Below are 18,186 nucleotides of genomic sequence, written 5' to 3' on the forward strand. Positions count from 1 at the left end.
AAGACGTGGCACCGACCTTCACCTCCACCCCCGTCTCCACCTCCACCCCCTTCTCGACCCCCGTCTCCACCTTCACCGACGAGCACGAAGAGCTCCGCTCGACCCTGCGCCGCTTCCTCGCGGACAAGGCGCCGAGCGGGGCGGTACGCCGGGCGATGGAGTCCGAGCAGGGCCACGACCCGGCGCTCTGGCGCCAGATGGCCGGCCAACTCGGCCTGCACGCCATCGCGTTGCCACCGGAACACGGCGGCTTCGGCGGCGGACCGGTCGAGTTGGGGATCGTCCTGGAGGAACTCGGCCGGGTCCTGCTGCCCTCGCCGTACTTCGCCACCGTGGCCCTCGCCGGACAGGCCCTCGCCGCGTCCGGCGACGACACGGCGAAGGCGCGCTGGCTGCCCGCGATCGCCGACGGCTCGCTGACCGGCACGCTGGCGCTGGCCGAGGAGAGCGGATCGTGGCACCTCGCGGACGTGACGGCCGAGGCCGTGCACGGCGACGGCGCCTGGCGGGTCTTCGGCACGAAGATGTTCGTCGTGGACGGCCACAGCGCCGACCTGGTCCTCGTCGTGGCCCGCGCCGACACGGGTCCCGCGCTGTTCGCCGTCGACGGTGCCGCGCCCGGAGTGACCCGCACCCGGCTGGAGACGCTCGACCCGACCCGGCGGCTCGCGCGCATCGACCTCGACGGCGCCCCGGCGCTGCGGGTCGGCCCGCCGGGCGACGCCACCGGATATCTGCGCCGGGTGCTCGACCTCGCGGCCGTGGCACTGGCCGCCGAGCAGGTCGGCGGGGCGCGGGCGTGTCTGGACGCGGCGGTGGAGTACGCCGGGACGCGGGTGCAGTTCGGCCGCCCCATCGGGTCGTTCCAGGCCGTCAAGCACAAGTGCGCCGACATGCTGCTGAAGGTCGAGGCCGCGCGGTCGGCGGCGTACCACGCGATGTCCGTGGCGGCCGTGGCGACCGGGGCGCCGGGCGGGCCGCCGGCGCCCGCGGTGGAGGGGAGCACGGACGGACTGCCCGTCTGCGCCGCCCTCGCCGCCGCGTACTGCGCCGACGCCTTCACCCACGTGGCCAAGGAGAACATCCAGATCCACGGCGGCATCGGCTGCACGTGGGAGCACGACGCGCACCTCCAGCTGAGGCGCGCGAAGTCGTCCGAGCAGCTCTTCGGAAGCCCGGCGACGCACCGCGCTCGGCTGGCGGACCTGGTCGGGATCTCCGTGGCCACGGCGACGAAAGGCTGATCACGTGGGAATTCGCGACCGCCTGTCCCGGCTGCTGGCCGAGGCCGCCGCCGACGCCGAGGCGATCGAGTACGACGGGCTGTGGTGGACCTGGGGGCAGGTCCAGGGCACCGCGCGCCGGCTCGTCGAGGAACTCGACGCGGTGGGCGCGCAGGACGGCGCCCGCGTCGGCGTCGTCCTGGAGAACCGGCCCGAGCACGTCGCCGTGGTCGCCGCGGTGATCGCCTCCGGGCGCTGTCTGGTGATGCTGAGCCCGCTCCAGCCCGCCGCGCGGCTCGCCGCCGACATCGCCCGCTGTGAGCTGCCCGTGGTCGTCTCCGGCGCCGAACCCCTCGCCCGCGAGGGCGTCCTGGCGGCGGTGACCGCCCGGGGCGCGGCCCTGGAGCTGGGCACGGACGGCACCCTGCGGCCGGTGGGCGGTACGGCGCCCGCCGATGCGCCCGCCCACCCCGGTGTCGCCGTGGAGATGCTCACCTCCGGCACCACCGGGCCCCCCAAACGCGTCCCGCTGCGCATCGGCCAGCTGGACCAGGCGCTGGTCTCCGGCGGGCAGACCCCGAAGCCCGAGAGACTGCTGTCGAGGTCGGCGTCGCTCGTGGCCACCCCGCTCGTGCACATCGGCGGGCTGTGGCGGGCGCTCGCCGCTCTCGCGACCGGGCGCCGCATGCTGCTGCTGCCCAGGTTCGCCGTCGAACCCTGGGTGAGCGCCGTGGAACGGCACGCGCTGAGGGCGGCGAGCCTGGTGCCGGCCGCCCTGCGCGCGGTACTCGACGCGCAGGTGCCGAAGGAACGGCTGGCGAGCCTCCAGGTCGTCACCTCGGGCACGGCGCCCTGCCCGGCCGAGCTCGCCGACGCGTTCTTCCGCACCTACGGCATCCCCGTCCTGATGACCTACGGGGCGACCGAGTTCGCCGGAGCGGTGGCCGGCTGGACGCTGCCGCTGCACCAGCGGTGGTGGCGGCGCAAGGCGGGCAGCTCGGGGCGCGCCCTGGCCGGGGTCGAGCTGCGGGTGACCGGCGAGGACGGAGCCGAACTCCCGCCCGGCGGGACGGGACGCCTGGAGGTCAGGACCGAGCAGAGCACCCGGGGCGGCCGGACCTGGGTCCGTACCAGCGATCTCGCCCGGATCGACGCGGACCGGTTCGTCTGGATCGAGGGACGCGCGGACGACGCCATCATCCGCGGCGGCTTCAAGGTGCGGCCCGAGACGGTCCGACGCGTACTGGAGTCGCACCCGGCCGTACGGGAGGCGGCCGTGGCCGGGCTGCCGGACCCGCGACTGGGCGAGGTGCCGGTCGCGGCCGTCGAGGTCGAGCCGGACCGGCCCGCGCCGGACGCCGCCGAACTCGTCGCCCACTGCCGCGGCCTGCTCACCCCGTACGAGGTGCCGGCCCACATAGTCGTCCTCGACGCACTGCCCCGCACCCCGTCGAGCAAGGTCAGCCGCGTGGAGCTGCTGGAGCTCGTGCGCGGTCGGCCGGCCCGGCACAGCCGCCCCGAGGAGGACCGGAAATGACCACCACCGAGCAGTTCGGCGTACTGACCGACGAAGCGGTCGAGCGCTCCCGCCGCCGCCTCGGCGTTCCCCAGCCCCAGCGCAACCCCCCGCACAACTACGAGGTGACCCGGGACGGCGTACGCCACTTCGCGTACGGCTACGGTGACGACAACCCCCTCTACGGCGACCCGGAGTACGCGGCCACGACCCGCTGGGGCACGCTCGTCGCACCGCCCGCCTTCCTGTACACGATGGGGGAGGACGCCGCCCCGGCGCCGGACGCCGGGACCCGGGCGCTGCTCAAGGGCGACCCGTTCGCCGGACTCGGCTCCTACCAGGCGGTGATGGAGTTCGAATGGTGGCGTCCCCTCCGGCTCGGCGACCGGTGCCGGGTGCTGCAGACCCAGGTGGGCGTGCGTATCAAGCCCAGCAGCTTCGGCGGGCGCACCGCACATGTGGTCCGCGACTACCTCTACACCAACGGGCACGGTGAGATGCACGCCCTGCGGCGGGGCACCTGGATCAACGCCGAACGGCACACCTCGAGGACGAAGGCCAAGGAGAGGCTCGTCCAGGAGCCCTACACCGCCGCACAACTCGCCGAGATCGACGCGGCGTACGCGGCCGAGAGCCGGCGCGGCGCCCGTCCCCGCCACTGGGAGGACGTCGAGATCGGCGAGGAGCTCCAGCCCCGGGTGAAGGGTCCGCTCACCACCACCGACGTGGTCGTCTGGCACCTGGGCTGGGGCATGCAGCTCACCCCGCCCGGGGCGTTCGGGATCGCCGCGAAGGTCCGGCGCAAGGCGCCCGGCCTCTATCCGCCGAACCCGCTGAACGTCCCCGACACCGTGCAGCGCCTGCACTGGGAGCCGGAGCGGGCGCGGGAGCTGGGGCTGCCGGGTTCCTACGACTACGGCGGTATGCGCGAGACCTGGCTGTGCCATCTGCTCACCGACTGGATCGGCGACGACGGCTGGCTGTGGAGACTGCGCTGCGAGCACCGCAGGTTCAACTACCTCGGCGACACCACGTGGGTGCGGGGCACGGTCGTCGACAAGCGGCGGGCGGCCGGCCGGGCCGAGGTGCACATCGAGGTGCGCTGCGAGAACCAGCGGGGCGAGGTCACCACTCCCGGCACGGCCGTCGTCCTGCTGCCGACCCGCGACCGCGCCGTCGAACTGCCGGCGCCGCCCGCCGACGACCTGGACGGCATGGTCGCCCATGAACTGGCCGAATTCGCCGTCACCGGCGATCCATTGCACGATTCGAGGAGGTAGACGTGTCGGACGAGGTGCTGGTGGAGCGCCGTGGCGCGGTCCAGGTCATCACGATCAACCGCCCGGCGGTGAAGAACGCGCTGGACGCCGGGGTGGCCGCAGGGGTCGCGGCCGCGGTGGACGAACTCGACGAGTCGGACGAGCTGCGGGTCGGCGTGCTCACGGGGGCGGGCGGCACGTTCTCGGCCGGGATGGACCTCAAGGCGTGGCTGCGGGGCGAGACGCCCGCGATCGAGGGCCGCGGCCTGTGCGGGATCAGCATGACACCGCCGCGCAAGCCGCTGATCGCCGCGGTGGAGGGCTGGGCCCTGGCCGGCGGCTTCGAACTGCTGCTGGCCTGCGACCTGGTGGTCGCCTCGCGCACCGCCCGGCTCGGCGTGCCCGAGGTGACCCGGTCGCTGGTCGCGCGGGCGGGCGCCGCTCTCCATCTGCCCCGCCGGATCCCGTACGCGATCGCCCTGGAACTGCTGCTCACGGGTGCGCCGATCGACGCCGAACGAGCCGCCGCGCACGGCCTCGTCAACCGGCTCACCGACGAGGGCGGCGCGCTCGACGGCGCTCTCCGACTCGCCGCGGCCATCGCCGCGAACGGACCGCTGGCGGTCGCGGCGACCAAGCGGATCGCCCGCTCCACCGCCGACTGGACGCTGGACGAGGCCTGGGGCAGGCAGTTCGACATCGCCGAGCCGGTGTTCCGGTCGCAGGACGCCCGCGAAGGGGCGGCGGCGTTCGCGGAGAAGCGGGCACCGGTCTGGAAGGGACGCTGACCATGACGGCAGGACCGCTCGCCGGCTGCCGGGTCGTCGAACTCGGCGCCATCGGGCCGGCCCCGTTCGCCGGCATGCTCCTCGCCGACCTCGGGGCGGAGGTCGTCCGCGTGGACCGGCCCCGGCGGGCGGACGAACCGGACGGGGGCGGCCCGGCGGACGTGCTGGGCCGGGGCAAGCGGTCGGTCGTCCTCGACCTGAAGGACCCGGCCGCGACCGCCGCGCTCCTGCGGCTCGTCGAACGGGCCGACGTGCTGATCGAGGGGTTCCGGCCCGGCGTCACGGAACGCCTGGGCGTCGGACCGCACGACTGCCTGGCCCGCAACCCCCGCCTCGTCTACGGCCGGATGACCGGCTGGGGGCAGGAAGGACCGCTCGCCGCGTCGGCCGGACACGACATCACCTACATCGCGCTGACCGGCGCGCTCGGCGCCATCGGGGAGGCGGGCGGCCCGCCGCGGATCCCGCTGAACCTCGTCGGCGACTTCGGGGGCGGCGGCTGCTACCTCGTGATCGGCGTACTGGCCGCCCTGCACGCAGCCGCCCGCACCGGCCGCGGCCAGGTCGTCGACGCGGCCGTCGTCGACGGCACCGCACACCTCCTCGCCAGCACCTTCGGCAAGCTCGGGCGCGACGAGTGGAGCGACGAACGGGGCGTCAACCGGTTCGACGGCGGCTGGCCCTTCTACGCCGTGTACGCGACGAAGGACGGCCGCCACATCGCCGTCGGGGCGCTGGAGCGCAAGTTCTACCGAACCCTGGTCGAACTGCTCGACCTGGGTGTGGACCCGGACCGGCAGCACGACCGGTCGACCTGGCCGCGGCTGCGCCGGCTGCTGACGCGACGCTTCGCTGAGCGCACCCGGGACGAGTGGGCGGAGCTGTTCGAGGGCACCGACGCCTGCGTGGCACCCGTCCTGAGCCTCACCGAAGCGGCCGCCCACCCTCATCTCGCCGCGCGGGGCAGCCTCTTCGCCCGCGACGGCGTGGTCCAGCCCGCCGCCGCGCCCCGGTTCTCGGCGACCCCGTCGAGCGCGGGCCGGGCGGCACCGGCGGTCGGCGCCGACACCGGGGCCGTGTTCCGGGACTGGGGAGTCGACCCCGCCGTGCAGTTCTCCGACTGACCTGAAGGAGCTCTCATGCGAGACGCCGTCATCGTCGACGCCGTACGCACCCCGATCGGCAAGCGCAACGGCTCGCTCGCCCCGGTCCACGCGGCGGATCTGTCGGCCCGGGTGCTGAACGCGCTCGTCGAGCGCACCGGTGTGGACCCCGGCACGGTGGACGACGTGGTCTGGGGCTGTGTGACCCAGATCGGCGACCAGTCCAGCAACGTCGGCCGGTCCGCGGTGCTCGCCGCCGGCTGGCCCGAACACGTCCCGGCCGTCACGGTCAACCGGGCCTGCGGCTCCGGCCAGCAGGCGGTCGACCAGGCCGCCCACGCCGTCATGTCCGGCCAGTACGACCTCGTGGTCGCGGGCGGTGTGGAGACGATGAGCCGGGTGCCGCTCGGCTCGCACCGCACCACGGGACAGCCGTACGGGCCCGGCGTCCTCGCCCGCTACGACGGGGTCGAGTTCAACCAGGGCATCGGCGCCGAACTGATCGCCGAACGCTGGGGTCTGCCCCGCACCCGGCTCGACGAGTTCGCCGCCGGGTCGCACGCGAAGGCCGCCGCGGCGATCGACGCGGGCGTCTTCGACGACCACATCGTGCCGGTCGAGGTCGACGGCGCGAAGTTCACCGTCGACGAGGGGCTGCGGCGGGGGACGTCGGTCGAGACGCTGGCGAGGCTAGAGCCGGCCTTCAAGGAGGACGGCGTGATCCACGCGGGCAACGCCTCCCAGATCTCCGACGGCGCGGCCGCCCTGCTCGTGACCACCGCGGAACGGGCCCGCGAGCTCGGTCTCGTCCCCATCGCCCGCTACCACAGCGGAGCGGTCAGCGGCGCGGACCCGATCACCATGCTGCTCGGCCCGATCCCCGCCACCGAGAAGGTGCTGCGCCGCTCCGGACTGTCCCTCGCCGACATCGGCGTGTACGAGGTCAACGAGGCGTTCGCACCGGTGCCGTTGGCCTGGCTGGCCGAGACCGGCGCCGACCCCGGGCGGCTCAACCCGCTGGGCGGGGCGATCGGGGTCGGGCATCCGCTGGGCGGCTCCGGCGCCATCCTGATGACCCGGCTGCTGGCCCGGATGCGGCACGAGAACCTGCGCTACGGGCTCCAGACCATGTGCGAGGGCGGCGGAACCGCCAACGCCACGGTCATCGAGCTGCTGCGATGACAGCCGTCGAACGGCCGCTGCCCCAGCCCACCCTCGCCAGTGCCGGGTTCTGGCGTTCGGGAGCCGACGGGGTGCTGCGCGTCTCCCACTGCGGGGCGTGCGCACGGTACTTCCATCCGCCGCTGCCGGTCTGCCCGTCCTGTCGCGGCCGTGACGTGGGGCTCGCCCCGGTCTCGGGCCGGGCCGTGGTGGTGGGGTTCAGCGTCAACCACCAGACCTGGCTGCCGGGGTTCCCGCCGCCGTACGTCGTCGCCGTGGTCGCCCTCGCCGAGGACGACCGGGCGCGCCTGACCACCGGCATCGTGGGCTGCGACCCGGACGAGGTCCGGGTCGGCATGCGGGTCCGGGTGCGCTTCGAGCGGCTCGAGGAGGACGTGTACGCCCCCCTGTTCGAGCCGGACCCGCGGACCGAGGCCGCCGAGGGCCCCGGTCCGCTGCCCGAGCCCCGCGACGTCCGCGCCCGCGTACGCCCGATGGCCTCGGCCCGGAAGTACGAGGACCGGGTGGCGCTGACCGGCGTGGGACAGTCACGCGTGGGCCGGCGCCTCATGGTCGACCCGCTGTCCCTGACGGTCGACGCGTGTCTGGCCGCGGTCGCCGACGCGGGCCTGGACCTCGAGGACGTCGACGGGCTCTCCACCTACCCGGGACCGAGCCCCGACGGCATGAGCGAGGGTGGCGTCACCGCGCTGACCGAGGCCCTGCAACTGCGCCCCACCTGGGTCAACGGCGCCCGGGAGGTGCCGGGCCAGATCGGCTCGATCACCGCCGGCATGCTGGCCGTCGCCGCCGGGCTGTGCCGGCACGTGCTCTGCTTCCGCACGGTGTGGGAGTCCTCGCACGGCGCGCTGCTGCGGTCCGGGCGGTGGCGGTCCGCCGGCGGCCGCGCCACGGGCATGTTCGAGTTCCGGGCGCCGTTCGGGGCCATGTCCGCGGCCCAGTGGATCGGGTGCAACGCCTCGCACTACATGCACCGTTACGGCGTCGGCCGCGAGGCCCTCGGCGCCATCGCCGTCACCGCGCGGGCGAACGCGACCCGCAATCCGGAGGCGCTGCACCGCGAGCCGATGACGCTCGACGACTACTACGGCGCCCGCATGATCACGACCCCGTTCGGCCTCTACGACTGCGACGTCCCCTGTGACGGCGCGGTGGCCGTCGTCGTGTCGGCGATCGAGACGGCGTACGACCGCCCCCGGCCGCCCGTCCTGGTCGAGTCGGTCGGCACGGCCGTGCTGGAGCGGCTCAGCTGGGACCAGGACACCCTGACGCACCTGCCGCAGTCGGGCGGTCCCTCCGCCCATCTGTGGACCCGCACCGGCCTCACCCCGGCCGACGTCGACGTCGCCCTGCTCTACGACGGGTTCACCTTCAACGCCCTGTCCTGGATCGAGAGCCTCGGCTTCTGCGGGCCGGGCGAGGCGACGGACTTCATCGCCGGGGGCAGCACCATCGCCCCCGGCGGCGACCTCCCGCTCAACCCGCACGGCGGCCAGCTCTCGGCGGGCCGGCTGCACGGCTACGGCTTCGTCCGCGAGGCCGTGCTGCAACTGCGCGGCGACGCGCACGGACGCCAGGTCGACGGCGCCCGGGTGGCGGTGGTCACGGCGGGCGGGGGAGTGCCGTCGGGGGCGATGCTGCTGAGGAAGGCGGAGTAGGCCCTGAGGCCCTGAGGCCCTGAGGCCCTGAGGCCCTGAGGCCCTGAGGCCCTGAGGTTCTGGGGTTCTGGGGTTCTGAGGCCTTGGGGCTCACTCCTGCCGCGGGCGCCGGAGCACCAGGTCGCGCGGGGCGCCGGTCACCAGGTGACGGGCAGTTCGTAGATGCCGTACGCCTGCGAGTCCTCCTTGAACCTCAGTTCCGAGACGTCGACGGCGAGCCGCAGGGTCGGCACCCGGCGGAACAGGGTGCTGAACACGACGTGCAGTTCGATACGGGCCAGCTGCTGTCCGACGCACTGGTGGGGACCCCAGCCGAACGCGTGGTGATGCGCGGCGGTGCGGGTGAGGTCCAGTTCCGCCGGCTCGGGGAACGCCTGCGGATCCCAGTTGGCCGCCGGCAGCGAGGCGATGACGCCCTCGCCCGCGCGGAGGGTCTCCCCGTCGATCTCGATGTCCTCCACCACCGCCCGCCGGGCCAGCAGATGCGGGATGGTGAGATAGCGCAGCAGTTCCTCGACGGCGCCGGCCACGTACTTCGGATCGTCCGCGTGCTCGCGCAGAGCCGCCAGCCGGTCCGGGTGCTCCAGCAGCAGCGCGGTGCCCAGCGTGATCATGTTGGCGCTGGTGTCGTGGCCGGCGACGAGCAGGATGTGCCCGAGCGGGGCGGCGTCCTCCATGGACAGAGCCCCCTCCTTGACGCGTGCGCCGAGGTCGGAGAGGACGTCCTCGCCGGGATCGTCGATCTTGGCCTCGATCAGCCCGGAGATGTAGCGGCGCAGGTCCGCCGTGGACCGGGCCGCCTCCTGTGCGGTCTTGAACCGCGCGTTGGTGACTCCGGCGTGCTCCTGGAAGAACGCGTGGTCCTCGTAGGGCACTCCGAGGAGCGCGCAGATCATCAGTGACGGCAGCGGCAGGGAGAGGGCCTCGTTCAGGTCGACCGGGCGGGGACCGTCCAGCATCCTGTCGATGAGGTCGTCGGTGATCCGCTGGATCTCCGGGCGGATCCTCTCCATCCGGTGACGGGTGAACGAGTTCGTCAGCATCCGGCGCCACCGGGTGTGTTCGGCGCCGTCGGTGTTGTTGATCGACGGGCGGATCTCGGCCGCGTGCGCCTTCATCGCCTCGGTCGTGTGCGGATATCCGGGCGCGCCGATGTCGGCGCTGAGCCGCGGGTCGGTCATCAGCCGGCGCTGGGCCGCGTGGGTCGTGACGACCCAGGGGGTGGTGCCGTCCCACGTCCTGGCGCGGACGACGGCCTTCCCCGTGTCGTGCAGTTCGAGCAGTCCCGGCGGCGGTGCGAACGGGCACCGGCTCGACCGGGGTGACGGGAACTCCGGAAGTTCCTCGGCGACGTCCTTGCCGGCCACGCTGTCGGTCATGGTTGTCTCGCCCTCTCGTCGACTGGACGCGACTTTATGTCGACCGGTCGGTACAATCAACCCTCGGGTCGAGGTTCCCGCGGCAGCCCCAGCCCCCGCTCGGCGACCTGGTCGCGCAGCACCTCGTTCGCCCCGCCCGCGATCGTGTACGCACGCGAGTACAGGTGCGCGTCCTGCCACCAGCCGTCCGCCACCGCCTCCGGGTCGTCCCCGGTGAGCAGCCCGTCCGTGCCCTGCAGGCGCAGCCCGAAGTCGGCCAGGTCGTGATGGAGCTCGCTGAAGAAGATCTTGCCCAGCGGGGCGTCCTCGGGCCGCTCCGTGCCGTGCAGCGCCCTCGACTGCGCGAGGCCGGTCATCGCCGCGTTCACCCGCACCCGCGCGGCGAGCTCCCCGATCGCCTGCCGGGTGGCGCGGTCGTCGAGCGCGGGCCGGCCGCCGGCCCGGGTCGCCTGTGCCAGCCGCACCAGGTCGTCCAGCACGGCGGAGAGCTCGGCGCCGCGCGCGGCCACGCCGGACCGCTCACGGCCCAGACTGCTCATCGCCACCCGCCAGCCGTCGTTCACCCGGCCGATCACCTGGGCGGCCGGGATCCGGACGCCGTCGAGGAAGACCTCGTTGAAGTCGGTGGTCCCGGTGATCTCGCGCAACGGCCGCACCTCGACGCCGGGGCTGCGCATGTCCAGCGCGAACGCCGTGATGCCCCGGTGCTTCGGGGCGTCGGCGTCGGTGCGCGCGAGCAGGTAACCCATGTCCGCGTACTGGCCGTTGGTCGTCCACACCTTCTGGCCGTCGACGACGAACACCGCGTCGTCGCCCTCGCCCGCGCGGCGGGCGCGGGTGCGCAGCGCCGCCAGGTCGCTGCCCGCCTCCGGCTCGCTGAACAGCTGGCACCACACGTCCTCGCAGTTGCGGATGCGGGGCAGGAGGCGCGCCCGCTGGGCGTCGGTGCCGAAGTCGAGGAGGGCCGCCGAGGCGAGCGAGGACGCGCCGACGGGCGGCCAGGTGCGGGCGCGGGCGATCTCCTCGGCGACGACGGACGGTTCGAGCGGGTGGGCGTCGGGCCGGCCGCCGTACTCGGCGGGCCAGTCGATGCCGAGGAGGCCCGCCTCGTACAGCTTGGCGGTCCACTCCCGGATCGCCGGCATCAGGGCCGGCTCGGGGGCGCGCACCCCGGAGTGCGGCTTGGCGCCGGGCGCGTGCTCCGCCACGAAGGCGCGCACCTTCCCGCGGAACGCCTCGAGTTCGGGTGTGGGTTCCAGTCGCATCGCCGCCGACTCCTCGGTCCTCGTCGATCCCCATGGATCCTCGTCGGTCCTCATGGGCATTCATGGGTACTCATGGGTCCTCATGCAAGCGATCTCGAAATGAGGGTACTCTAACCGGGTCATCGGGTCGGTTGCCAGGGTCGGGCGGCTGAATCAGTACCCCGATCTCGGTGCTGAGCGTCCGACCGGCACGTCTTCCGCCCTGGTGGCCAATAGACTGGGGATCCGCAATCGTCCCCTCAGAGGAGTTGGCCCATGGCGACTGCCGTCGACCGCGAGCCCGCCGACGGCGAGGCCGGCATCCCGGTCGGCAAGCTGGCCGCGCAGACCGCGCAGCGCATCGAGGCGACCGTGATCCGCCAGGGCTGGCCCGTGGGCGAGTCGCTGGGCTCCGAGGTGGACCTGCGGGAGCGGCTCGGGGTCAGCCGCGCGGTGCTGCGCGAGGCGGTGCGGCTGGTCGAGCACCACCAGGTCGCCCGGATGCGGCGCGGCCCGGGCGGCGGCCTGATCGTCTGCGCGCCGGACGCGGGACCGGCGACCCGGGCCATGGTGATCTACCTGGAGTACGTCGGCACCAGCGTCACGGACCTGCTCCGGGCCCGCCAGCTCCTCGAACCGATCGCCGCCGGGCTCGCCGCCGACCGCATCACGGAAGAGGGCATCGCCACGCTCCGGGCCACGCTCGACTCCGAACGCGGCCACTGGGACGACCCGTCGGTCCATTCGCAGGACCCGCTGCACCCGGTGCTCGGCCGGCTCTCGGGAAACCCGGTGCTGCACCTGTTCATCGACGTGCTCACCCGTCTCACCGCCCGGTACGCGCACACCTCCCGGCGGATCTCCAGGGCGGAGATGCACGCGGCGAAGGAGACCTCGCACCGTGAGCACCGCGCCGTCGTCGACGCGGTCGTCGCCGACGACGGCGCCCGCGCGCAGACCGAACTCACCGCGCATCTGGAGTCGGTGGCCGCCTGGATCGAGAAGCACCGGGTACGGCGCGGGCAGCGGATCTCGGGCAACGTGGTCGAGCCCGAACTGGTCGAGGGTCCGCGGGCCAAGCTCGCCGAAGTGGTGGCCGCCCGGATCCACGACGACATCGCCGCGCGGGGCTGGCAGATCGGCATGGTCCTCGGCTCGGAGGCGGACCTGCTGGCCCGCTACGAGATCAGCCGGGCCGTCCTGCGGGAGGCGGTGCGGCTGCTGGAGTACCACCAGGTCGCCCGGATGCGCCGCGGGCCCGGCGGTGGACTGGTCGTGACCGCGCCCGAGCCGCAGGCCAGCATCGACACGATGGCGCTCTTCCTCGAGTACCAGGGCGTCACGGCCGACGACCTGCGGATCGTCCGCAACGCCGTCGAGCTCGGCATCGTGGCAAGGGTGACCGCCCGGCACGCCGAGGGGGACCCGGAGGTCGCCGAGCGCCTCGCGAAGGCGGTCCGGTGGGCGACCGAGGGCCCGGCCGGCGATCCGCGCAAGGCCGACCTGTTCCACTCCGAACTGGCGGCCCTGGCCGACAATCCGGTGCTCTCCCTCTTCCTCGCCATCATCACCGAGCTGTTCCGCCGGCATGCCTCGGGTCATGACCGGCCGCTGCCCGGAGACACCGCGGCCGACGAGGTCCAGCACGTCCACCAGCGCATCCTCGACGCGATCGTCCAGGGCGACGCGGGGGTCGCCCGTCACCGGATGCGCCGTCACCTGGACGCGTTGATCCCCTGGTGGCACTGATTTAGTGACACTTATTACCTGCGCCCCATGCCCCCTTCTCGGGTCATGGGGCGTACTGCTGTCCCGGCGACAGCTAATTACGTATACTGAATAGGGTCGACGGTCGAAGGAGATCCGATGCGCCGGACCCTGTTCGAACAGGACCACGAGGACTTCCGTCTCCTGGTCCGTGACTACCTCGCCCGCGAAGTGCTCCCGGTGTACGAGGACTGGCGGCGCGCCGCACTCGTCCCCCGTGGGCTGTTCACCTCGATGGGCGAGCTCGGCATCCTCGGCACGGCCATCCCCGAGGAGTACGGCGGGGGCGGCCGGGACGACTACCGCTTCAACGTCGTCATCCAGGAGGAGTGCGCACGCGCCGGCGTCACACCGGGCGGCCTGCGCACCCATCTCGACGTGGTCGTCCCGTACTTCACGGGCCTCGCCGACGCCGGGCAGCGGGCCCGCTGGTTCCCGGGGCTGGCCTCGGGAGAGCTGTACACCGCGATCGCGATGAGCGAACCGGGCGCGGGGTCCGACCTCGCCGGCATCACGACCCGGGCGGTGCGCGACGGCGACCACTACACCCTGACCGGCGCCAAGACCTTCATCACCGGCGGCCACCACGCCGACCTGGTGATCGTCGTGGCCCGCACCGCAGGCGACCCGGACGACCGGCGCGCCGGTCTGTCCCTCCTCGTGGTGGAGAAGGGCACGCCCGGGTTCACGGTCGGGCGCAGGCTGGAGAAGATCGGCCTGCCGGTCCAGGACACCGTGGAGCTGTTCTTCGACGACGTCCGGGTCCCCGCCGCCAACCTGCTGGGCGAGGAGGGCGCCGCCTTCACCCACCTCGGCCGCAACCTGGCCCAGGAGCGGCTGGCCATCGCGGTCGGCGCCGTCGCGCAGACCCGCGCCGCGGTCGACCTGACCCTCGCCCACGTCCGCGACCGGACGGTGTTCGGCAGACCGGTCGCCCACTTCCAGAACACGAAGTTCGAACTCGCCGCCATGTCCACCGAGCTGGAGGCCGCCCAGACCCTGCTGGACGCGGCGGTCACGGCGCTGGTGGCCGGCGAGCTCGCCCCGGCCGACGCGGCCCGTACCAAGCTGTTCTGCACCGAGACACAGGGCCGCGTCGTCGACCGCTGTCTGCAACTGCACGGCGGCTACGGCTACATCCTCGAGTCCCCGATCGCCCGGCTGTACGCCGACGCCCGGGTGTCCCGCATCTACGGCGGGACCAGCGAGGTCCTGAAGACCATCATCAGCAAGTCCCTGGGCCTGTGAGGAGATCCAAGTGAACATCGACGGTTCAGCGGTTCTGGTCACCGGGGGCGCCTCCGGCCTCGGACTGGCCACCGCGCGCCGCGTCATCGACCGGGGCGGCCGGGTCGTCCTGGCCGACCTCTCCGAGGAGCAGGGCCTCAAGGCGGCCGCCGACCTCGGCGACGCCGCCCGCTTCGTCCACGCCGACGTCACCGACGAGGACGCGGTCACCGCCGCCCTCGACGCCGCCGGGCGCCTCGGCCCGCTGCGCTGCGTCGTGCACTGCGCCGGACGCGGCGGCGACCGCACCCGGATCATCGACCGCGACCGCACCCCGGGCGATCTCGCCACGTTCGCCGAGGTCGTACGGGTCAACCTGATCGGCACCTACAACGTGCTGCGTCTGGCCGCCGCCCGCCTCGCCGGCAACGACGTCGTGGACGGCGACCGGGGAGCCGTCGTCCTGACCGCCTCCGTCGCCGCCTTCGACGGCCAGATCGGCCAGACCTCCTACACCGCCGCCAAGGCGGGCGTGCACGGCCTGACCCTCGTCGCCGCCCGTGACCTGGCGAGCTGGCAGATCCGCGTCAACACCGTCGCGCCGGGCATCATGGACACCCCCATGCTCGGCCGGCTGCGTGCCGACATCCGCGACGGACTCGCCGCGACCGTGCCGCACCCCGGGCGCCTCGGCGACCCCGACGACTTCGCCCGCCTCGCCGTGGAGATGCTGGAGAACCCCTACCTCAACGGCCAGACGGTCCGGCTCGACGGCGCCCTGCGCATGGCTCCGCGCTGAACGGGCGGGAGACTGCGATGAGTTCGGCCGACGGCTTCCGCGCCGGTCTGCGCGCCTTCCTGACCGACCACCACCCCGGCCGCCGCCCGAAGGACCCAGTCGACCGGCTGGCCTGGCGGAAGGCCTGGCTGGCCACGCTGTTCGACGCCGGGTACGCGGGCCCGAGCTGGCCGCGCGAGTACGGCGGGATGGACCTGGACTTCGCCCGCCAGGTGATCTACCAGGAGGAGTACGCGCGAGCCCGGGTGCCGGGGCCGCTCGGCACCGGGCTCGGCATCGCGGCCCCCACCCTGATCACGTACGGCACACCCGAGCAGAAGGAGCGCTTTCTGCGCCCCATGCTGCGCGGGGACGCCGTATGGGCCCAGGGCTACTCGGAACCGGAGGCGGGCTCCGACCTCCCGGCACTGCGCACGACGGCCCGCCGGGAGGGCGACGAGTACGTCGTCAACGGACAGAAGGTGTGGAACAGCGCGGCGGACATCGCCGACGTCCTCTTCACGCTCGTCCGCACCGGCCCCCCCGGCTCCCGTCAGGACGGCGTCAGCTACCTGCTGATCGACGCCCACGCGCCGGGCGTCCAGGTGCGTCCGCTGCGGGACCTGACCGGGGACGCGCACTTCTGCGAGATCTTCTTCGACGACGTACGCGTCCCCGTCGCCGACCGGATCGGCCCCGAGAACGGCGGCTGGCCGCTGGTCCGCACGAGCCTCGGCCACGAACGCGCCGCCGGAGCGATGAACCAGGCGGCCCTGTACCGGCGTGTGCTCGACGAGCTGATCGAGCTCGCGCACGAACGCGGGGCGACCGCCGACCCCCTGGTGCGCGACCGGCTCGCGGACTTCGAGATCCGGGTGACGATCATGCGGCTCACCGGGATGCGGACCATCGCCGACATCATGGCCAGGGGCGAGCCGGGACCGGCCTCCTCGACGTCACGGCTGTTCATCGCGACCTTCGAGCAGGAACTGCACGAGTTCGCGCTGGAGTTGCTGGGCCCGTACGGGATCCTCGGCCGCCACGACCCGCACGCCGTCCAGCGCGGACGCTGGGTGTGGGGCTTCCTGCGCACCCGGGCCTCGACGATCGGGGCGGGCACCGCCGAGATCCAGCGCAACACCATCGCCGAACAGGTGCTGGGCCTGCCCAGGGACCCGGCGACGCCGACCACCGGAAGGACACGATGAGAGCCGCACGCTGTACGCACCACGGGCCCCCCGGCGGTCTCGAGGTCGTGGAACTGGACGACCCGGAACCCGGCCCGGGCGAGGTGCTGGTCCGGGTGCAGGCCGCCGCGGTCAACTACCCGGACGTCCTGCTCGTGGCGAACCGCTACCAGGTGTCCGCGCCGACGCCGTTCACGCCGGGCAGCGAGTTCGCCGGTGTGGTGGCGGCGCTGGGGCCGGGGGTGTCCGGCCCCCCGGTGGGCTCGCCGGTGGCCGGAGCGGTGCTGACGGGCGCGTTCGCCGAGCAGGTCGTGGTGCCCGTCGCGGGTCTGCGCCCCGTCCCCGACGGGCTCGACATGGTCCACGCCGCCGCCTTCCACGTGACGTACGCGACCGCCTACCACTCCCTGGTCACGGTCGGCCGGGGCACGGCGGGGGAGTGGGCGGCGGTGCTCGGGGCGGCGGGCGGGGTCGGCACCGCGGCCGTCGACATCGCGACCCGCCTCGGGATCCGCGTCGTCGCGGCGGCATCGAGCCGGGAGCGGCTGGAGGTCGCCCGCAAGCTCGGCGCGCAGGCCGGTGTCGACTACGTCCGCGAGGACCTCAAGACGCGGATCCGTGAGCTGACCGGCGGCGACGGCGTCCACCTCGTCGTCGACCCGGTGGGCGGCGACCACGCCGAGGCCGCCCTGCGCGCGCTGCGGCGGGGCGGCCGGTTCGTGACCGTGGGCTACGCCGACGGGAGGATCCCCCGGATCCCGCTGAACCTGGTGCTGCTCAAGGACGCGGTGGTACGGGGCTTCGAGATCCGCATGCTGCGCCGGTACGCCCCCGACGCGGTGGCCGCCGGGGACCGGGAGCTCGCCCGGCTGGTCGGGGATGGGATGCGCCCGCTCGTCTCCCGTGTCCACCCCCTCGCCGAGGTGGCGTCCGCCCTGACCGACGTGGCGCGGCGGCGCACCACCGGCAAGGTGGTCATCGACCTGACCGGGCCGCCGTGAAGGGCCTTCAGAACGTGGGCAGTTGCGGACGCCGCCGGACGTAGCCGGCGGCGTCGACGCGCATCTGCATGCCGGTGACGTAGCGGGACTCGTCGGAGACGAGGAAGAGGACGGTGTCGGCGATGTCCTCCGGCTCGACGTAGGGGATGCCGAAGCCGGTCGTCGCGGGGAACGAGGGCAGCGCGTCCTCGCGGCCGGGGTTCTCCAGGTCGGGCCGGAACGAGCGGTACATGAGGTCGCTGTTGAGCATGTCGGTGTTGACGTTGGTGGGATGCAGCGCGTTGACCCGGATCCGCCGCGGCGCGAGCACGGTCGCCAGGTCGTGCACGAACGCGGCCACCTGGCGCTTGGCGAACGAATAGCCCAGCCCGCCGGGCCCGTTGGCCGGATTGTCGGTGGTCGCGGGGATCAGCCCGGCGATCGATCCGGTCGCGACGATCGAGGCGCCGTCGGGCAGATGGGGCAGGGCCGCGTCGACGGCGTGCACGACCCCGTTGAAGTCGACGGTGACGGCGTCGAGGAAGGCCTGCGCGCTCTGCCCGGGGCCCAGCGGGCAGATCCCGGCCTGGGCGACCACGGCGTCGAGCCGCCCCAGCTCGGCCACCCCGTCGGCCACGGCCGCCTTCAGCGCCGCCGGATCACGTACGTCGGCCTTGCGGGCGACGATGCGCCGGCCGAGCTTCTCGACCTTGCGCACCGTCTCGTCCAGGTCCTCCTCGGTGGCCAGCGGATAGCCGTTGGTGGCGATGTCCGCACAGAGGTCCACGGCGATGATGTCGGCTCCCTCCGCGGCGAGCCGGACCGCCTGCGCCCGGCCCTGGCCGCGCGCGGCCCCCGTGATGAAGACGGCCTTGTCCTGCACTCGACCCATGGG

At 73.6% G+C, this 18,186-nt stretch carries 15 protein-coding genes; 12 read left to right on the plus strand and 3 right to left on the minus strand.

The window, feature by feature from the left end:
- Positions 1 to 5 precede the first annotated feature (5 nt).
- The 7 genes from ABT070_RS15730 to ABT070_RS15760 are packed head-to-tail and all read left to right on the plus strand — an operon-like array spanning position 6 to position 8,729.
- Complete coding sequence (locus ABT070_RS15730) at positions 6 to 1,244, plus strand: acyl-CoA dehydrogenase family protein (protein ID WP_351760149.1); 1,239 nt, start codon at positions 6 to 8, stop codon at positions 1,242 to 1,244.
- 4 nt (positions 1,245 to 1,248) lie between these two features.
- Positions 1,249 to 2,760: a class I adenylate-forming enzyme family protein gene (locus ABT070_RS15735; protein ID WP_351760152.1), complete on the plus strand. Its 1,512-nt coding sequence runs from the start codon at positions 1,249 to 1,251 to the stop codon at positions 2,758 to 2,760.
- The gene (locus ABT070_RS15740) at positions 2,757 to 4,019 is read left to right on the plus strand and encodes an FAS1-like dehydratase domain-containing protein (RefSeq protein WP_351760155.1); all 1,263 of its coding nucleotides are present in this window, start codon (positions 2,757 to 2,759) and stop codon (positions 4,017 to 4,019) included. Before ABT070_RS15735 ends, ABT070_RS15740 begins: the two co-directional genes overlap by 4 nt.
- Before the next feature lie 2 nt (positions 4,020 to 4,021).
- Positions 4,022 to 4,786 (plus strand): crotonase/enoyl-CoA hydratase family protein, encoded by a 765-nt coding sequence (locus ABT070_RS15745; RefSeq protein WP_351760158.1) that lies wholly within the window; start codon positions 4,022 to 4,024, stop codon positions 4,784 to 4,786.
- 2 nt (positions 4,787 to 4,788) lie between these two features.
- The gene (locus ABT070_RS15750; RefSeq protein WP_351760161.1) at positions 4,789 to 5,910 is read left to right on the plus strand and encodes a CaiB/BaiF CoA transferase family protein; all 1,122 of its coding nucleotides are present in this window, start codon (positions 4,789 to 4,791) and stop codon (positions 5,908 to 5,910) included.
- Positions 5,911 to 5,925: 15 nt separating this feature from the next.
- Positions 5,926 to 7,071: a thiolase family protein gene (locus ABT070_RS15755; RefSeq protein WP_351760164.1), complete on the plus strand. Its 1,146-nt coding sequence runs from the start codon at positions 5,926 to 5,928 to the stop codon at positions 7,069 to 7,071.
- Positions 7,068 to 8,729: a thiolase C-terminal domain-containing protein gene (locus ABT070_RS15760; RefSeq protein WP_351760167.1), complete on the plus strand. Its 1,662-nt coding sequence runs from the start codon at positions 7,068 to 7,070 to the stop codon at positions 8,727 to 8,729. Before ABT070_RS15755 ends, ABT070_RS15760 begins: the two co-directional genes overlap by 4 nt.
- Before the next feature lie 137 nt (positions 8,730 to 8,866).
- Here ABT070_RS15760 and ABT070_RS15765 read toward each other — a convergent pair whose 3' ends face one another.
- Together ABT070_RS15765 and ABT070_RS15770 are read right to left on the minus strand one after the other, a co-directional pair.
- The gene (locus tag ABT070_RS15765) at positions 8,867 to 10,108 is read right to left on the minus strand and encodes a cytochrome P450 (protein WP_351760170.1); all 1,242 of its coding nucleotides are present in this window, start codon (positions 10,106 to 10,108) and stop codon (positions 8,867 to 8,869) included.
- 56 nt (positions 10,109 to 10,164) lie between these two features.
- The gene (locus ABT070_RS15770) at positions 10,165 to 11,373 is read right to left on the minus strand and encodes an acyl-CoA dehydrogenase family protein (RefSeq protein ID WP_351760173.1); all 1,209 of its coding nucleotides are present in this window, start codon (positions 11,371 to 11,373) and stop codon (positions 10,165 to 10,167) included.
- A 255-nt stretch (positions 11,374 to 11,628) separates the two neighbouring features.
- On the opposite strand from ABT070_RS15770, the gene ABT070_RS15775 reads away from it, so the two are divergent.
- The 5 genes from ABT070_RS15775 to ABT070_RS15795 all read left to right on the plus strand — a co-directional run bounded on the left by ABT070_RS15775 (position 11,629) and on the right by ABT070_RS15795 (position 17,312).
- Positions 11,629 to 13,101, plus strand: coding sequence for a FadR/GntR family transcriptional regulator (locus tag ABT070_RS15775; protein ID WP_351760176.1), 1,473 nt, complete (start codon positions 11,629 to 11,631; stop codon positions 13,099 to 13,101).
- Between the two features lie 117 nt (positions 13,102 to 13,218).
- On the plus strand, positions 13,219 to 14,367 hold the full coding sequence (locus tag ABT070_RS15780; RefSeq protein ID WP_351760178.1) for an acyl-CoA dehydrogenase family protein: 1,149 nt from the start codon (positions 13,219 to 13,221) through the stop codon (positions 14,365 to 14,367).
- A gap of 10 nt (positions 14,368 to 14,377) precedes the next feature.
- Positions 14,378 to 15,145, plus strand: a complete 768-nt coding sequence (locus tag ABT070_RS15785) for an SDR family NAD(P)-dependent oxidoreductase (RefSeq protein ID WP_351760181.1) — start codon at positions 14,378 to 14,380, stop codon at positions 15,143 to 15,145.
- 17 nt (positions 15,146 to 15,162) lie between these two features.
- On the plus strand, positions 15,163 to 16,332 hold the full coding sequence (locus tag ABT070_RS15790) for an acyl-CoA dehydrogenase family protein (RefSeq protein WP_351760184.1): 1,170 nt from the start codon (positions 15,163 to 15,165) through the stop codon (positions 16,330 to 16,332).
- Positions 16,329 to 17,312, plus strand: a complete 984-nt coding sequence (locus tag ABT070_RS15795; RefSeq protein ID WP_351760187.1) for an NADPH:quinone oxidoreductase family protein — start codon at positions 16,329 to 16,331, stop codon at positions 17,310 to 17,312. Before ABT070_RS15790 ends, ABT070_RS15795 begins: the two co-directional genes overlap by 4 nt.
- A gap of 7 nt (positions 17,313 to 17,319) precedes the next feature.
- Here the strand turns inward: ABT070_RS15795 and ABT070_RS15800 are convergent, their stop codons facing one another.
- Complete coding sequence (locus ABT070_RS15800) at positions 17,320 to 18,183, minus strand: mycofactocin-coupled SDR family oxidoreductase (protein WP_351760189.1); 864 nt, start codon at positions 18,181 to 18,183, stop codon at positions 17,320 to 17,322.
- Between the last annotated feature and the right edge of the window lie 3 nt (positions 18,184 to 18,186).

The sequence above is a fragment of the Streptomyces sp. NPDC002884 genome (genome assembly GCF_040295245.1).
GTDB lineage: Bacteria > Actinomycetota > Actinomycetes > Streptomycetales > Streptomycetaceae > Streptomyces.